12 protein-coding genes are annotated in these 15,678 nt (G+C 61.1%); 1 reads left to right on the top strand and 11 read right to left on the bottom strand.

Translation table 11 applies throughout. The features are described 5' to 3' along the window. Positions 1-336 precede the first annotated feature (336 nt). The gene (locus tag ACTAQJ_RS03295) at positions 337-2,961 is read left to right on the top strand and encodes a WecB/TagA/CpsF family glycosyltransferase (protein WP_498700661.1); all 2,625 of its coding nucleotides are present in this window, start codon (positions 337-339) and stop codon (positions 2,959-2,961) included. An 18-nt stretch (positions 2,962-2,979) separates the two neighbouring features. On the opposite strand, the gene ACTAQJ_RS03300 is transcribed toward ACTAQJ_RS03295, so the two are convergent. Genes ACTAQJ_RS03300 through ACTAQJ_RS03350 form a run of 11 tightly spaced genes read right to left on the bottom strand, consistent with a single transcriptional unit; the run spans position 2,980 to position 15,670 of the window. Further along, positions 2,980-4,134 carry a glycosyltransferase family 4 protein gene (locus tag ACTAQJ_RS03300; RefSeq protein WP_498700663.1) on the bottom strand — a complete coding sequence of 385 codons (1,155 nt, stop codon included), beginning with the start codon at positions 4,132-4,134 and terminating at the stop codon, positions 2,980-2,982. Further along, positions 4,115-5,539, bottom strand: coding sequence for an O-antigen ligase family protein (locus tag ACTAQJ_RS03305; protein ID WP_498700664.1), 1,425 nt, complete (start codon positions 5,537-5,539; stop codon positions 4,115-4,117). Before ACTAQJ_RS03305 ends, ACTAQJ_RS03300 begins: the two co-directional genes overlap by 20 nt. A gap of 2 nt (positions 5,540-5,541) precedes the next feature. Further along, the gene (locus ACTAQJ_RS03310; RefSeq protein WP_498700666.1) at positions 5,542-6,207 is read right to left on the bottom strand and encodes a YveK family protein; all 666 of its coding nucleotides are present in this window, start codon (positions 6,205-6,207) and stop codon (positions 5,542-5,544) included. 2 nt (positions 6,208-6,209) lie between these two features. Then, positions 6,210-6,941 (bottom strand): hypothetical protein, encoded by a 732-nt coding sequence (locus ACTAQJ_RS03315; RefSeq protein WP_498700667.1) that lies wholly within the window; start codon positions 6,939-6,941, stop codon positions 6,210-6,212. Continuing rightward, positions 6,941-9,001 carry a glycosyltransferase gene (locus tag ACTAQJ_RS03320; protein WP_498700669.1) on the bottom strand — a complete coding sequence of 687 codons (2,061 nt, stop codon included), beginning with the start codon at positions 8,999-9,001 and terminating at the stop codon, positions 6,941-6,943. The genes ACTAQJ_RS03315 and ACTAQJ_RS03320 overlap by 1 nt, the downstream gene beginning before the upstream one ends. Beyond that, complete coding sequence (locus ACTAQJ_RS03325; protein ID WP_498700670.1) at positions 9,001-10,266, bottom strand: glycosyltransferase family 4 protein; 1,266 nt, start codon at positions 10,264-10,266, stop codon at positions 9,001-9,003. The genes ACTAQJ_RS03320 and ACTAQJ_RS03325 overlap by 1 nt, the downstream gene beginning before the upstream one ends. Then, on the bottom strand, positions 10,263-11,726 hold the full coding sequence (locus tag ACTAQJ_RS03330) for an oligosaccharide flippase family protein (protein WP_498700671.1): 1,464 nt from the start codon (positions 11,724-11,726) through the stop codon (positions 10,263-10,265). Before ACTAQJ_RS03330 ends, ACTAQJ_RS03325 begins: the two co-directional genes overlap by 4 nt. Beyond that, positions 11,723-12,385 (bottom strand): acetyltransferase, encoded by a 663-nt coding sequence (locus tag ACTAQJ_RS03335; protein ID WP_431115265.1) that lies wholly within the window; start codon positions 12,383-12,385, stop codon positions 11,723-11,725. The genes ACTAQJ_RS03330 and ACTAQJ_RS03335 overlap by 4 nt, the downstream gene beginning before the upstream one ends. After that, positions 12,382-13,548 (bottom strand): DegT/DnrJ/EryC1/StrS family aminotransferase, encoded by a 1,167-nt coding sequence (locus ACTAQJ_RS03340; protein WP_498700673.1) that lies wholly within the window; start codon positions 13,546-13,548, stop codon positions 12,382-12,384. Before ACTAQJ_RS03340 ends, ACTAQJ_RS03335 begins: the two co-directional genes overlap by 4 nt. After that, the gene (locus tag ACTAQJ_RS03345) at positions 13,545-14,564 is read right to left on the bottom strand and encodes an NAD-dependent epimerase/dehydratase family protein (protein WP_498700676.1); all 1,020 of its coding nucleotides are present in this window, start codon (positions 14,562-14,564) and stop codon (positions 13,545-13,547) included. The genes ACTAQJ_RS03340 and ACTAQJ_RS03345 overlap by 4 nt, the downstream gene beginning before the upstream one ends. Then, positions 14,561-15,670, bottom strand: a complete 1,110-nt coding sequence (locus ACTAQJ_RS03350) for a Gfo/Idh/MocA family protein (protein ID WP_431115262.1) — start codon at positions 15,668-15,670, stop codon at positions 14,561-14,563. The genes ACTAQJ_RS03345 and ACTAQJ_RS03350 overlap by 4 nt, the downstream gene beginning before the upstream one ends. Positions 15,671-15,678 lie beyond the last annotated feature (8 nt).

Below are 15,678 nucleotides of genomic sequence, written 5' to 3' on the forward strand. Positions count from 1 at the left end.
GAGTCAAACGCGGGCTCTGGTGCACGCAGGCAAATCGTCCTAAAGTAGCCCTACGGCAGCCTCGAAACAGTAGGGCCGGGAGACAACTCAAGGAAGTAAGTTCGGGCGGCACCCGCCGTCCGGCATCGGCGATCCAGGAAGTGCAGCGACTTGGATCGCCGGCACATTTTTGTGCCGTGAGTTGGATCATCGAGCCTGGAGCCGAGAATGCTGCACCAAGAGACTGCGCCCTCCCGGGTTGCCACCCGCCACAGTTCTCCCCGGCTTCGCCCGGGGGAAGCAACAGGGCATGGTTCCCGACCGCCAACAGTTTCCCCAGCCGGGCAGGGTCTGTGGGTGAGCCTGGGCGGAGTTCCCGTGAAGCTCTTGGAGTTTGATGGCGCCCTGCGGGAAATCATGGACCGGGCAACTTCAGTTGGCGGGTCACCTCTCGGCGTTTGTTCCGCGAACTTGGACCATATCCTGCACTTTGGGGCCGGAAGCAGGTGGATGGGCGCGATGGCGGAGCACGCGTCGGTGGAGTGGCTGACATTGTTGGACGGAGCCCCACTGGTTGCTGAAGCCCGTCGTCTCACCGACCAGCCTTGGCCACGATTGGCGGGAAGCGATCTTGTGGAGCCCCTGCTGGACGAAGCGGAACGCCGTGGCCTAAGCGTGGGATTCCTCGGTGGGACGGAGCAGGCCCAGGAGCTTATCCGCAGCAGGTTCGCAACAGAGCGTCCGGATCTGGCGATTGCAGGCTGGTGGGCCCCGGAAAGGTCCGTGATCAGTGATGAGCAGGCTTCCTTGGAACTCGCCGCGCAGATAGCGGCCACTGCTCCGGACATCCTGGTGGTGGGCATGGGCAAGCCCCGCCAGGAATTGTGGGTCAGCAAGTATGGTCGCCTCACGGGAGCCAAGATTCTGCTGGCGTTCGGTGCTGTTGTCGATTTCCTGGCTGGTCGAATCCGGCGCGCCCCATCCTGGATCAGTTCCCACGGGTTTGAGTGGGCTTGGCGACTCATGCTGGAACCTCGGAGGCTTGCTCGCCGGTACCTGATAGATGGACCCGAGGCGTACCTGAAGTTGCGTCAGGTCAGCGCTGCAGACGTTCTTCCCGCCGCACTGCCGGCGGGCCGGAAGCCAGAGGATTCGGTAATTGCCCCTGCCCCGATCAGCAACCAGGCCCCGCAGCCCTTTCTCCCGGCTGACGCGAGGGCAGAGGTGGCAGCCATAGTTGTTACCTACAACAACGCCGACGACGTCGGACCCCTGATTTCGAGCCTGAGGGCCATGACGGGTGACCAAACCATGAAGGTAGTGGTGGCTGACAATTCTCCTGACGGTGACACGATGACCGAGCTGGCGAAGCATTCGGATGTCATCTCTTTGCGGACGGGGGGAAATCTCGGCTACGCGGGTGGCATCAACGCGGCGATGCGGGTGGCGGGCCCCGCCGACGCCTACCTCATCTTGAATCCGGACCTGCGGGTGGAGCCGGGCGCAGTGCCAGCATTGCGCCGAAGAATGCGGCTGTCCCACGCTGGGGCGGTTGTGCCGGTCCTGCTGGAAAATGATGGCAGTGTTTACCCTTCGCTGCGCCGCGAGCCGAGCGTGATGCGGGCCCTGGGCGATGCCGCACTGGGCAGCCATCTGCGCCGGCGGCCGGCCTGGCTCTCGGAAATGGACTTCGACGTGGAGGGCTACCAATACGCTCATCGCATCGAATGGGCCACAGGCGCGGCTCTCCTGATAAGCGACGAGGCAGCCCAGGCCGTGGGGGAATGGGACGAGCAATTCTTCCTGTATTCGGAGGAGACAGATTATTGCCATCGAATCCGTGAAGCAGGGAAATCAATCTGGTTCGAGCCCACAGCAAGGATGTGGCATGAAGGCGGGGGTTCGGGTACCTCGCCTCAGCTGACGGCGCTGCTGTCCGTGAATCGTGTTCGCTATGCAGCCAAACATCTCGGGCGGAGCAGGGCTCTGCTCTTCCGGGCCGCCGTTTGCGCCGCTGAGCTGGCACGCATCAACAAACCTGGCCACCGGGAAGCAGCGCGGGCCCTTTTGAGGAAACGGCTATGGCAGACGTTGCCTCATGCCACGCGATCCCCGGATTTTTCGAAGGGCCTTCCAACCGGAGCCGTCATCATCCCGGCGCACAATGAATCAAAAGTTATTGGCCGGACACTGGATTCTTTGAAGGAAGTCATAAGTGCCGGAACTGTGGACGTCATCGTGGCGTGCAATGGCTGCACGGATGACACGGAAATTGTCGCCTCCCAGTACCACGGCATCAAGGTCCTGCATGTCGAGGGTGCGTCCAAAACAGCAGCGCTCAACGCGGCGGACGGTGCCACCGAACGGTGGCCGCGACTGTATCTTGATGCTGATGTAGAGCTCAACCCCAGGGCCCTCCACGCCGTTTTCAAGGCTCTCGAGGCCGGGCCCCTTCTGGCTGCACGGCCAGCCTTCCGCTACGACACGAGCGGAGCCTCTGTGTTGGTCAGGGCTTATTACAGGGCCCGGAACCGAATTCCTGGAAACGTGCAGGGGCTGTGGGGGGCCGGAGCCTATGCGATGAACGCAGATGGACATGAGCGGCTCGGAGAATTTCCCGCTCTGACCGGCGACGACTACTACGTGGACCGTTTGTTCCAACCCGGCGAAAAAGCTGTTCTGGCAACCGACCCTGTCGTTGTGAGGACCCCCCGCTCGTCGAGGGCGTTACTCGCGATTCTTCGGCGCACTTACCGCGGAAACCAACAGCAAAGACCCTCACGGGGCCCACTGTCGACGTCATCTGGCGCAGCCTCCTCGACGTCGCGGACTTTGCAGGAGCTAGCCGTTTCAGTACGCGGGCCGCTCAGTGCATTCGATGCGCTGGTATATGCAGCTTTCGCTGTTATTGGCCGGTACGGAGCATTCTTTGCGGGGACGGCGAGCGGTTCCTGGGAACGCGATGAGAGCAGCAGGCAGTAGAAGCCCCGTGGCCGGGCTCTACCTGGCCTTTAGCGGCACGCTGCTCCTCCGGGACCAAAAGGTTCTTCTGCTTGGCCGCGCCGACAACTCGAGCACATTGCTCCTGACGTGGTCTATGAAGTCTTCCAAACGGTGGTTTTGCTCCACATAGGCGCGACCACGACGCCCCATTTCCTCGGCAGCTTCGGGGTCGGCCAGGAGAGACTCTATGCGACTCCTGAGGGCCGAGGAATCTCTTGTCGGCACGAATACTCCGGTGTCGCCGTCACGGATAACGTCCACCTGGCCCTGGGTTTCAGAGACAATGACAGGTCTTCCCATAGCCATGCCCTCCAGAATGACGTTCACGCCTGCGTCAATGTCGGTGGGCAAAAGCGGGACAACCACCACCTTGGCGGCCGCATACGCGTCGCGCAGCTCAATGGAGGTGAGTGGTCGGACCTGGCAGTTCTCTGGCCAGCCCGGTTCATCACGAACGTCCCGCGTGATGATTTTGTATCCGTCAAGGGCAACCACCAGCGAGGCGGCTATATGAACCGGCGCGTCCAATCCCCGGACTGCGTCTGCGAAGGTTGGAAAGTCCCGTTGGGTGGAGCCGGCTGAAAAGATGATCTCACGCTCGGAATCGACTGGTTTGAAGAATTCAAGATCTACGGGATGGCGAACGAGCACTACGTCATCGGGCTTAAACCCAATCCGTTCAATCGCCACGGTCCGTTGGATCGAACTCCATGTCACGATTCTGTCAATGCCGGACCGGACAAGCCTGAGGGGCCATCGAACTGCCGGTTTTGAAAGCCAGAACATCATGGCCAAATGCGGAGTCCTAATGCGGAGGATGGCGAATAGTGCCGCAACGGCAACTGAATGCCGTTCCGACCACGTAATAATCACGTCGTAGGAGCGGCTGAGCCGTGCGGCTTCGAAGGCTTGGGCGACAAAGGCCGGCAAACGCTTATAGATATGTGCCCGGAGGCCCTCTGCGTGTTGGATGGTGTTTTCATCGAGGACATCGCAGTTCAGGGTTTCTTCAAACAGGAGACTGCGGGGCTCTGCGCCGGAGGACTCGCGGAGCTGGCGTTCGCTCCGCGAGACTGTGGAGCGTCCCCTGGTCTTGACGAGGAGGATTCTCGGCTCATCTCCACGGAAGACCTCATCTGTTCGAACCATCATCAACTCCGTCTCGATACGGGCGCAGCAATCCAACTCCCGGTGCCTTTCCGATGGGTAGCGCACTCAGCTTTCCCGTGGGAAGAGCTCCTCGCTCTTCCTGCACGATGCGCCATAACGCGCCCGCGACTCCAAGCATGAGGAACAACATCGCGGCGGCCATGGGAAAAGAGAGCCCGTCGAAGAACGCAAAGGTGACAGCTACGGCTGCCAGGGACGCGAGGACTGCTTGGCTCAACTGACGCATGTCGTTGTCCACTGCCAAGCGCCGCGCGCGCCAAGCGCACGTGAGCCCACTGACGATGAGGGCCAGGAACAGGGCCAGTCCGAGAACCCCCAGTTCCACAAGCAGTCCCAAATACTGGTTGTCGACGATGATGTACTCGGGCAGGAACGTTCCGAACGCCCGCCCAATGATGGGATTGTTCTCCAACATCCCCAAGGCAGTGGAGTACCCATTTGTCCTGGAAGTAATGCTTGTGTCGTCGCCGCCGACGGTGAACAGGCCTCGAAGCGTGCCAAGCAGTCCAGGAGTGACGATGTAGATGGCGCCCACGAGGCCTACTGACGCCAGGTAGGCCCGACGCCGCATGGACTTTGACCATGCAGGGATGAGGATGACGAAGGCGATGGCGACTGCGATCAGTGCAGAACGGGAGACCGACAAGACGGAAGCGACGGCGATAGCCATGACTGGCAGCCACCGCAGTAGCCAATTCCTTGTGGTCTGCGTGAGTGCCAGGGTCAAAGCAATGGGAAAGGAGGTCGAAAGTACAACTCCGTACTCGAGGGGGTGTGACGCCATGGCGGCGGCCCGGACAAATCCGCCCCTGACGTCGATGTTGGAGAAGTCGGGGCTCGATGACATGCCTGGAATGGTGATCCAGTCGATGAGGGATGCTCCGGTGACAAACTGGAGAAGTCCAAGGACTGCGGTGAACGTTCCCATCATGACGACACTGCGCATGATGGTAATCAATCCATGTCGATTCTTGAGACCATCGTGGATCAGGAGGAGAATCCCCGCCCAGGCAAGCAAACGAATGAGTCCACCATCTGCAGGACTGGATTCCTTATCGGGCAGGCCGTGGAGCATGGCCACGGCGTAACTGGCTACCGCAATAGCCAAAAAGAGGGCCAGGGCGAGTCGGACTGGGCGGCGCCCCATGGCCTCCGGCTTGGTCCTGTGGACCTGGTACAGCACCCACCATACGAGTGCCAAAAGGGCCCACAAGGTAGTCAGCCGCCCTACGGTGCCTAAGGCCGATATGGTCAGGTTGGAAGGAACGGCACACGTGACCACCAGATATATGGTGACGAATGTGGCGACGTCCGAGCGCTCGCGCTGCTTTCCCAGCTGGACCACAGTTACTTCACGCGGGTCCCAACTATCTGATGTGTCTCGCATATCTACTGACCTGCCCCTCGGTGTACCCCACGGCGCCGGGCAATCTGGCGTTCAACAGTGGCGGCCACGGCCAGGGCGGCAGCGCCAGCGAGGGCGAGCCAGACGCTGGCACCCTTGACGCGGTCCGTCGGCGTACCGCCGCCGAAGATGATCTCGGGACTTGAGGGCGTGGTCACCGTGGTTATCAGGGCGCCATGAACGTCCGTTTCCTTCTGCAGTGCCGTGGACTCCTCCTGGATTCTCTTAATGACCGCGGACAGTACTTCGTTCACCCGCTCCGCGCTCGAGTCCACCACCTGAACCGCCAGCACCGGCCGGGAAAAGCTCTTGGTCCACTGGCCTCCGGTGTTGGGCAGCGTCACGGAGTATCCGTGCTTGACTCCCGCTCCATAGAGGGTGCCCCGGGACAGGACCAAATTGACTGAGTCGGAGTCGTCGTTGACGCGCCGCTCGACCAAAGCGGCGAATGGCACCAGCGAGGCTACGTCTCCCCCTGGGACCCAGTAGGCAGGTTCTCCATCGGGTGCAACAAAGGAGACTTCTGCTTGGGTCCAATAGACGGGATCCAGAGACCGGATCGCGCCCAATCCTGCGAAGCCAATCAACAGAACAGCGACGGCGGCATACCACCTCCGTCGCAGGACCTGGAGCAGAGTCTTGGGCGTCATGGCTATGAGGGCCTTCGGGAGACGGGCAAGGCGACCGGGACGTCGTCGTGCGCTGGTTCCAGTGCTGCCGCTGTAGCCGGCACACTATGGTTGGTCTCCTCCGGAATCCGGGAGCCCTTTTCCCTGCGGCGACGGGCGTTGCGTGACTTCAGCAGGCTGTCCAACAGAACGGTGAGCACCAAGGTCAGCCCTACTCCCCCGGCTGCCGCAACGAGGAGGATTTGGGTCCTTGCCTTGGATTCCGGCGTGGCCCGGCTATCGACCAGAAGGGTCATGGTTGAGATCCGCGACTCCTCGGGAACGTTCAGAGCACCCTGCATGTTTTCCAACAACAGCGGTGCTTGGTCCATGACGGCCCGCATGGTGCCCAAGGATTCATCCGGGTTCGATGACGTGGCTGTGATGAGAAGAATGGCTCCGCTCGTGCCTCGATCCGTCTCAGCTGTGTAGCTTGCGTTGGCAAAGTCCTCCGCGATCTTGCCACGGATGTCTTCGGCCGAGAGCCGGCGGGTAAGGATGTCCAGCGCCTCACCCATGCCACCCAGGTTCAGGTATGGATTACCGTCGACGCCAACGCTATGCGCTGATGGCATGACCACCAGGCTGGCTTGCGCTTTGAATTTCTCAGGGGTGTTCTGTTGGACCTGAAAACACAGCACAAGGGTCATCACCAAGCCGATGATCACGAAGTACCACCTGTGCCCCAGGCTTCTTAGAATCGTTCTAATTTGCATTATCCGATCTCCCTCCTACTCTGTCCCAGGAAAACCTTTACTCTGTCGATTCCACTTCTGCCGAGGAGCCTGACCGTGGCCGTTTTGATTGCGCTGCGCAGGCCGTCGCGAAGCAGGCGTACCGGACCCTCAACCAGGGCGTCGCGCACTAATTCCAAGGTCCTCACAGCGGCCACGTCGTCCAGCAACCCAGGGAACCTGTCTGCAAATGGATCAGCGGCCACAAGGCGTCCACGGATTCTGTTACTGACGTTGGAACCGTGCACAACCTGCAGCCATGCTGGCGGGCCACCGACTTCCTCCGTGGCCATAATCTCGCTCAGTTGGTTATGCCAGGCTGACCAGCATGTAATGGGAGCACTCCAGGTGGACCGCACGGAGCAGAACGCGTTTCGGTCGTCGTGCCTCAAATAGACGGAGGCACCTCCTTTTACCAATCCGGAGGACAAATAAATGGCTGACGGCAACTCGGAACACTGGACGTCCTGTACCTGGGCCACAAAGTCGGCGGCAAGGCCGTCGTCGTTGTCTACGTTGGTGGTCAGCAGATTTTGTGTCCGCCGACCCGCGACCTCTTCGATGTCCGCCAGGAGCTCGTCGGCTGAAACTTCCGCACGGAAAATCGGCGTGAACAGGCCATCGGCACTCAGGTCCTTAATCCGGTCCAACAACCAGCCAGGACTTTCGGGATCGAAATAGACAATCCAATGAAATCCCTTGCGTGTCTGGGCACGAACCGAGGGAAGGCAATATCTCTCGAAGAGTTCAACGCGGTTGTGAAGCCATCCGTCTTTAGCCCGGACAAGGCTCTCAAAGCCCTTTGACGGAAGGTTGAACCTGGTCAGGAGCGCGTGGTCCACCGTTGGCTGCACGTCATCCGGCTGGCCCTGCACTGCAGGACCTGACAGTTGCGTCGGGTGCCCGATGCTGCCATTCCGTACCTGCTTCCCCGTGGCCAGGAGTCCTCGGATTTTGGCTGCCCGTGAGTCCCAGCTATGCGACCGGACAGTGGCGTCAATATCTTCACGGAGTTCGTGTGTCATGGGCTCTCGCAGGGCATTTAGAACAAGCTGTGAGAATTCGGCCGGTGTTTTGGCTGCCGCAATGGCGGGCGAGCCGATCCATCGCGTCGATGGAAGATCGGTGGCTACGACCCGGAGCCCTGCAGCAAGGTATTCAAGGGTCTTCAAGGGAAAACTTGATCGGTTGAACTCTGTGTCTGCATAGGGAGTGATACCGACTGACACGGTTTGTAGCAATCGGGCGACGTCGTCCTGGCCCACCAACCCCCTCCAATCCACGTTTGGCCTGGACAACAGGGCATCCAACCTGGAGCGGACAACTGGATCCCCGTCCGCCCGGGGACCAATGATGAGCAGTGGGACCTCTGTTGCGGCGACGGATTCCAGGGCGTCCAGATCCAGGCGGTTGTTGAGCTGACCAACCAGGGCCACAACCGGACTGCGGCTGGAACCTGATGGAGTGGTCGCAGGGGTGCAGCCATTGGGCAAGACTTCGACGGGCCTGCCGGAAAACCTGGAGATTTTGGCTGCCAGTTCCTCAGAGACTGCGCTGATAGCGTCGGCAGATCGGATGTTCTCTTCCAATACGCGGATCAAATGGGACGAAGTGAAGCCCATGAGATTCGTGCCCGCCAACCAATCATCGGTCAGGTGCAGGAGCCGCGTCCCTTCCGGGCGGCGGGACGGAAACAACATGATCGGCGATGAATTGACGATGCCGGCAATACGCCCGGCAGTCCGATCCAGGGCTGCATCTACACAGCGGCGTACAAGAGCATCCGTAGAGCGACGCACAACCGGTTTGCTCACGCCGGGCAGAGCCGGAATCCGAAGGCGGCTGATATTCGTCCCCACATTTTCGCCGACACCACGAAGGCTCCGGATGAGGTGGCGTCGGACATCCTGATAGCTGGTCAGTGGAACCGGGTGATCAACCCACAAAATACGGTGTGTCCTTGCCAACGAGGTGGCCAGCATCTTGTCAGTACCCGAAAGGCTATCCCAGCGGGTCCCGGACATGTAGACAATCGTTTCCATCAGCTGTCCCGTCCGCGCACGGCCAGGGAAGGCATCGAGGCTACCGGCTTGGCATTGAAGTCATCAGCTGCGTTGTGCCCGAAATAGCGCTGAAAGCGTCGACGCCCCACGTAGGCGGCATATTGGGCACCAGCTACCGCCTCGGCCCTCAACGAAGCGAAAGTTCCACTGCTTTCTTCCAACGAACGCCGGTAAAACTGCGCCTGTACCCGGGCTGCGTTAGTGAGCGAAAACCTGTCCTGAACGAGTTGGCGCCCAAAGGAGCCCAGCTTGGCTCGTTCCTGCTCGTTGTCCAGCAGGAATCCAAGGATGGAAATCAAATTTTCCCGCCCCGCTTCCGTGCCGCTGCCTACGCCGTACCATCCCTGCCAGAGGAAACGGTCCAGAGTTTCAGGGGTCAACAATTCCCAGAAGCCGCGCTCCCCTTGAACCACCAGTGGCTTCCCAAAGGAAAGACCGCGCAAGGCCGAGCCGCCCATCCCCAGGACAACATCAGCAGCCGCATACGCTGGCCTGGGGTCCTCAAGCTCCCCCGTTAGCAGAACCACGCGTCGTCCCAGCCCGTCATTGATAACGGAAGCCTTGGCAATCGCGTCCGTCATCCCTGGCCCGTCTCCAACGATCACAAGGCGAACGTCCCTCAGCCGTGCCAATTCAGCGATTGCGTCCATCGAGGACAAGATGCCCTCAAGCTTCAACTCCCGGGCGAGCCGTGAAACGCAAACAACTATGCGGGCCCGGTCATTTAGTCCAAACCGTTCCCGGAATTTCTCCTGCCCTGCAACGGCTGACGGACTGTTTGCGATGACATCGATGGGGGGCTCCAGAAGCCCCACGCGCTGGCGACCGAAAGCTGACTCCGCCTCCAGGATCTGTTCAGTTCCTACAAGAAGAGGCATCGTCCTGGGGATAAACGGAGCAACGGCCATGGACATGACAGTCGCCACGCTGCTGCTGCCGGGTACCAGCCTCGAAGCAATCAAGCACTCAAGGGCCGGCGGCCACTCGTAACCATGCAGTACGTCAAGCTCGCGGCCACGGGCGAGCTTGCCCAACGCAGCGCACACTGACGGGGACGGCCGCTTGCCGGGGGCCGGTGCCTGAATGAACTCCAGATCAAGCTCCCGCACCTTCCGCGTAAGCGTTCCGGGCTGCCCAAAAATGACCACACTGTGGCCCAGGTCCCGGACAGCGGCTCCCAACTCAATGGCATTGACCTGGCTGCCACCAATTCGAAGGTCATGCGGATAGATAAGAATCTTCACCGGACAGCCTCCTGTTCCCGACCCATTCGACGCAACTGATGAATGTCTCCCAGCCGGAGGAACACCGAGACCGTGATGGCCAGCAAACCAACCAACAGGCTGGCACCAACTGCCAGGAGGGGCGAAGGAATCAAAGAGGACAGCACGAAACAGGCCACTCCGGCGGCGACCGAGATACCGGTGGACACACTGACGCTGACCGCAAGGCTTCTCAAGGGAATGCCCGCCCGGGAGAGTGCACCTAAATAGAGTGGCGAAGTTACGGCCGCCGCAATGAACAGCGGAACGGCCGCCAAGCCTTGGAGACCGCCCAGTTGGGCACCCAAAACAAGCGCCGGAATCAAGGCCAGGAGGGACAAGAGCTGGACCCTCAGAATGGGAACCGACTGCTTGATCACCACCAAGTAGTCATAAATAAGTTCGTGAAAAACCCTGAACACCGCAACCGGTGCCAGCCAAGCCAAGGCACCGGCAGCCGGCCCCCACGCTTCCCCATACAGCAGCGTCACGACCGGAACCGCGCAGGCAGTCAGTACGGCCGAAACCGGCAGCATGGCTGATGCCACCACCGCAACAATTGACAGCATGGCGGCACGCATCTCCGTAGGAGCATCCTGCAGTCTGGCAAATGTCGCCGGTGCCACGCTGCGCAAAGGCTGCGACAACAAGCTGGCCGGCCAACCGGCCATATTCGTGGCCATGACATAAAATCCCAACACAACCGGACCGAGCATCTTTCCAGCAACCAGTTGGTCAACGTAACCCACACCGAAGACCACCATGCTCGCGCCCGCCAAGGGCAACCCAAAAGCAAGCAGCTGTTTCGCCAACTTCCTGGAGAACCCAAAGCGGTAAGGCAACGGCGAGTAAATCAGGAAAAGGACAGCGGAAACGAGGCTGGCCAGCACGCGTCCAACGGCAAGACTCATAGCACCCATGCCCATGATGACGAGAACCAGGGAGACACCTGCCCCAAGCCAAACGTTGACCTGGTCAATGATCATGCGTTGGCCCTGGCGAAAGTTTCGTTGCAGAACGGCCGCAGGCGTAGCCACCAGCCCATTGAGAACGATGCAGAAGGCGAGCGCCCTGACGACGTCGGTGGCGGCTTCGTTTCCCATGGCTGCCGTGAAGTATGGCGCCATCACATAGGAACCTGCGAAGAGAACAATGCTGCATGCCGTTGAGATCGTCGTCACGGTCGCTGCGATTTCCTTGGGATCCCCTGGCCATCGAACGATTGCCAGGCTGACCCCGAGTTCGTTGAAGCTCAGTACAGCCATTAGTGCCACAAAGGCCACAGCGTATGTTCCGAACTGCTCGGGCCCCAGTAACCGCGCAAGTGCTATTCCAATTGCGATCGTTCCCAGGCGTGTCACGACTGCGTTCAGGACGCTGATGACAAACGCCCGTGTTGGAGTGGGCGTTTGCGGGATTGCGGGACGGCTACGGAGGGTCACAGGGCGTCCTCCAGCTCGGGGGAATAGCCGCGGCGGATAACGCGTGCGGGCACCCCTGCCCAGGTTTCCTCGGCGGGAACATCGCTAAGCACGGCCGCTCCCATGCCGATGGTTGCGCCGGCGCCGACTGTGCGGCGCTCGCGGACGCTGGCGTTCATGCCGATGTAGGCTGCCCTGCCGATGTGGACGTTCCCGCCGAGGGATACGCCTGCGGCCAGGGTGGCGAAGTCGCTGACGACGTCGTCGTGGGTGAGCGTGACGCCGGGCATGGCTACTACGTGGCTTCCGACTGTGACGGAGGCTGTCATGGTGACGTTGGCCAGGAGGATGCTCCCCAGGCCGATTCGGCATCCCTCCGGTGGATGTACTGATGAGTCGATTGCCGTCGCATATCGGTCTTCTGCGAGCCCAAGGGTGCGTAGCCGCATGACGACGCTTTCGCGTCCTCGGCCGGATCCAATACAGACCAGCAGCATTGCGTGTGGGAAGGTCAGGGCATCGCGGATGGGGCCCAGTACGTGGGCGCCGTCCACGACGCGTCCTAGTTTGTCTTCGTCGTCGTCCAGGATTCCGATGACGTCGTATTGTCCGGTGTTGCGGACCATGGCCAGGACCTCGCGGGCGAGTCCGCTGGCGGCGATGAGGAGGAGCTCGGTCATCTTCCCTGTCCTGCCGCGCGAAGTACTGAGTCGATGACCCGGACCTGGTCACCCAGGGTGAGTTGGTGGTAGAGAGGCAGGATCAAGGTGTGGTCTGTCAGCCATTCAGTTGCTGCCAGCGAAACCGCGCCCTTGGATGTCCCGGCGTAGGCAGGTTGCCGGTGTGCGGCCATGATGCCGCGTCGTGCCGATATTCCGTCCTCTGCCAGGCGGGTCATCAGGGCGTCTCTTCCCATGGGGAAAGCCGTGCCTACTTCCAGCCAGCAGGATTGGAAGTTTCCGGTTCCGTATCCGGGGTCGTCCACTAAGCGGAGGCCTTCGATACCTGCGAAGGCCTGTGAGTAGTTGGAGGCCAGTTCGCGCCTGCGTTGTACTGCTTGGTGCAGGCGGCCGAGTTGGACGATCCCGACGGCGGCCTGCAGGTCAGTCATGCGGTAGTTGAAACCTATTTCGAGGTATTCCTCGGCGGGGGCAAGGATGCTGGCATGACGGTCCGCGGCTGAGACGCTCATTGCGTGTTCGCGGAGACGGCGGGACCGGTCTGCGAGGTCCTGCCGCGGTGTGGAGAGCATCCCGCCCTCGCCGGTGGTGAGGATTTTGCGGGGGTGGAAGGACCAGGCCACCAGTTCGGCGCCGGCTCCTACCGGGCGGCCGCGGTAGCGGGAACCGATGCCGCAGGCTGCGTCTTCCACCACGGTGATGCCGAGGGGGTCGCACAGGGCCCGGATGGGATCGAGATCCACGGGTACTCCGCCTTGGTCCACGGCTATGACGGCGCGGGTGGCAGGCGTCAAGGCGGCGGCAATGGTTTCAGCGGTGACACAACCTGTTCGTACGTCGACGTCGGCGAAGACGGCCCGGGCGCCTACGTAGCTGGGGGCGTTTGCTGTTGCAATGAAGGAGAAGGAGGGAAGAACGACGTCGTCTCCCGGACCGACGCCGGCGACGGCGAGTGCCAGGTGCAGGGCTGAGGTGCAGCTGGAGACTGCGACGGCGAAAGCGGCCTGTTGCTCCAGGGCGAAGGCTTCCTCGAACTGCTTGACTTTGGGGCCTTGGGCAACCCAACCGGAAGCGATGACCTCGGCCACTGCTTGGGCTTCTTCTTCCCCAAGCCACGGTTTCATGACGTCGATGCGTGCCAGGGAGGTTTCGGAGGTGGTCATCGTGCACCTACTGAGGGTGCTTCGGGCCGGGCAAGCTGCCGGGAGGCTGCGATTTCTTCCCGGAGCGGACGCCACCATGTGACGAGTGTGCGGAGTCCATCTTCAAGTTCTATTGCGGCTTCAAAACCGAGGTCCCGCTTGGCGGCGGTGACGTCTGCGAGCCGGCGGGCAACGCCGTTGACTGCCCGTTCTGGTCCGTGGTCAAGGTGAAGTGGGGACTGCATGACCCGTAGCAGTGTTTGCGCGAGTTCGGCCAGGCTGGTTTCGGTGCCGCTGGCCACGTTGTAGACGCCCTCCCGGACGTTGCTGGCGGCTGCGAGGATGTTGGCCCTTGCGACGTCGGCGGTGTGGATGAAGTCCATTGTCTGGTGGCCGCTGCCGAAGATCAGGGGCGGAAGGCCATCGACTATGCGCTCCATCCAACGGACAAGTACCTCTGTATAGAGGCCGTGGACGTCCATGCGGGGTCCGTACACGTTGAAGTACCTCAGGAGGACGTAGTCCAGGCCGGACATGGCCCGGAAGCTCCTCGCCATTCCCTCGTTGAACGATTTAGCGGCCCCGTAGAAGGTGTCGTTGTTGTGGTGGTGGTGTCTCTCGGTGGTGGGGAAATCTTCTGCCATTCCGTAGACGGAGGCACTCGATGCCGCGATGACCTTTTCCACGTTGTGCTCAACGGCGGCTTCGAACACATTGAAGGTTCCGTCCACCAGGACCTCAAGCGCCAACCGTGGCTCCTCGGCGCATTGTGTAATACGGATTGCAGCCTGATGGAAAACCAGTTCCTTGCCCCTGGTGAGGTCGTGGACCAGGTCCCGATCCCTCAGGTCACCTTCCACCAGCTGTACGAGTCCGGTAGCCAAGGCATCGTTGAGGTTGGCCCGGCGCCCCCTGACGAGGTTGTCCAGGACGTCCACGTGCGCCGCACCGGCGTCGAGCAGTTGGTCTACCAAAGTGGATCCGATGGTTCCGGCGCCTCCGGTGACCAGGACGTTGGCGCCGAGCAGCTTCTTCACTGTGCGACCTGGAGAGCGACCTCGTTGCCGGCAACGATGGTTGACTGGCCGTCTGTTCCAAGGCTTCGGGTGACGGCTTCCAGTACTGAGAGGACCCTGAGCCCGGATTCGCCGCTGGTGCGCGGTATCGTGTGGTTCCGGATGGAGCCGGCCAGCTCGGCGACCACCTGGCCTAACGGTTCGCGTTCCTGCAACGCCGGTGACCAGGTGTCGCCCAGGCGATAAGAGATGGCCGAATTCTTTTTGTCCGCCGCGGACCGTGGCTGTTGTTCCAGGCTGACGCCGCGATCGTAGACGCTGAGGCGTTGCTGCGGGTTCAGGTCGTCCCAGACGAGCGTCCTCTTTGAGCCGCCAATGATCATCTGGCGGATTTTGGTGGGACTGAGCCAGTTCACGTGGATATGCACCATGGCGTCGTTTGGCAGGCCGAAGGTCAGGTGGCCTACACAGTCACGGCCCGTACCCAGCGGATCTGCGCCGTGGGCAGAGATCTCGGTGGGGTGCAGGCCTCCCGGCAGGACGAAATCCAGGATCGAGAGATCGTGGGGTGCAAGATCCCAGAAGACATTGACGTCCGGTTGGACCAGTCCGAGGTTGATGCGCACGGAGTCGACATACAAGATGTCGCCCAATGCCCCACTTGATACGAGTTCCTGGATCTTCAAAACTGCGGGAGTAAAACAATAGGTATGGTCTGCCATGAGGACCAGGCCGCGGGCCTTGGCTTCCTCCACCATTTCCAGGCCCTTGGCGCGGCTATCCGCGAGTGGCTTCTCGACGAGTACATGCATGCCGGCACGCAAGGCAGTCATCACCACTCCGTGATGAGTGTGCGCCGGGGTCGCCACTGCTACGGCGTCCAGGTTGTACGTGTCCAGAAGTTCGTCCAAGGACTCGACGACGGCGACGCCGCCTACCGTTTCGGCCAGCCGAAGTCCGCGCTCCACGTCAAGATCGCAAATTGCCACCAGTTCCCAATCCGGGCTGGCTTTAAGGTTCCTGGCGAGGTTCGGGCCCCAATATCCCGCTCCGACCACGGCGATCCGTAACTTCGGGGTCATCCCGTGGCCGTTAACGTGGCCTGATGGAATAGTTCCTATGCTCATTTTCCACT

The organism is Arthrobacter sp. alpha11c (assembly GCF_054149985.1).

Coding starts and splice junctions, on each gene's coding strand:
- ACTAQJ_RS03300 (WP_498700663.1), bottom strand. CDS start 4,134: ATGATGGTTCGAACAGATGAGGTCTTCCGTGGAGATGAGCCGAGAATC.
- ACTAQJ_RS03305 (WP_498700664.1), bottom strand. CDS start 5,539: ATGCGAGACACATCAGATAGTTGGGACCCGCGTGAAGTAACTGTGGTC.
- ACTAQJ_RS03310 (WP_498700666.1), bottom strand. CDS start 6,207: ATGACGCCCAAGACTCTGCTCCAGGTCCTGCGACGGAGGTGGTATGCC.
- ACTAQJ_RS03315 (WP_498700667.1), bottom strand. CDS start 6,941: ATGCAAATTAGAACGATTCTAAGAAGCCTGGGGCACAGGTGGTACTTC.
- ACTAQJ_RS03320 (WP_498700669.1), bottom strand. CDS start 9,001: ATGGAAACGATTGTCTACATGTCCGGGACCCGCTGGGATAGCCTTTCG.
- ACTAQJ_RS03335 (WP_431115265.1), bottom strand. CDS start 12,385: ATGACCGAGCTCCTCCTCATCGCCGCCAGCGGACTCGCCCGCGAGGTC.
- ACTAQJ_RS03340 (WP_498700673.1), bottom strand. CDS start 13,548: ATGACCACCTCCGAAACCTCCCTGGCACGCATCGACGTCATGAAACCG.
- ACTAQJ_RS03350 (WP_431115262.1), bottom strand. CDS start 15,670: ATGAGCATAGGAACTATTCCATCAGGCCACGTTAACGGCCACGGGATG.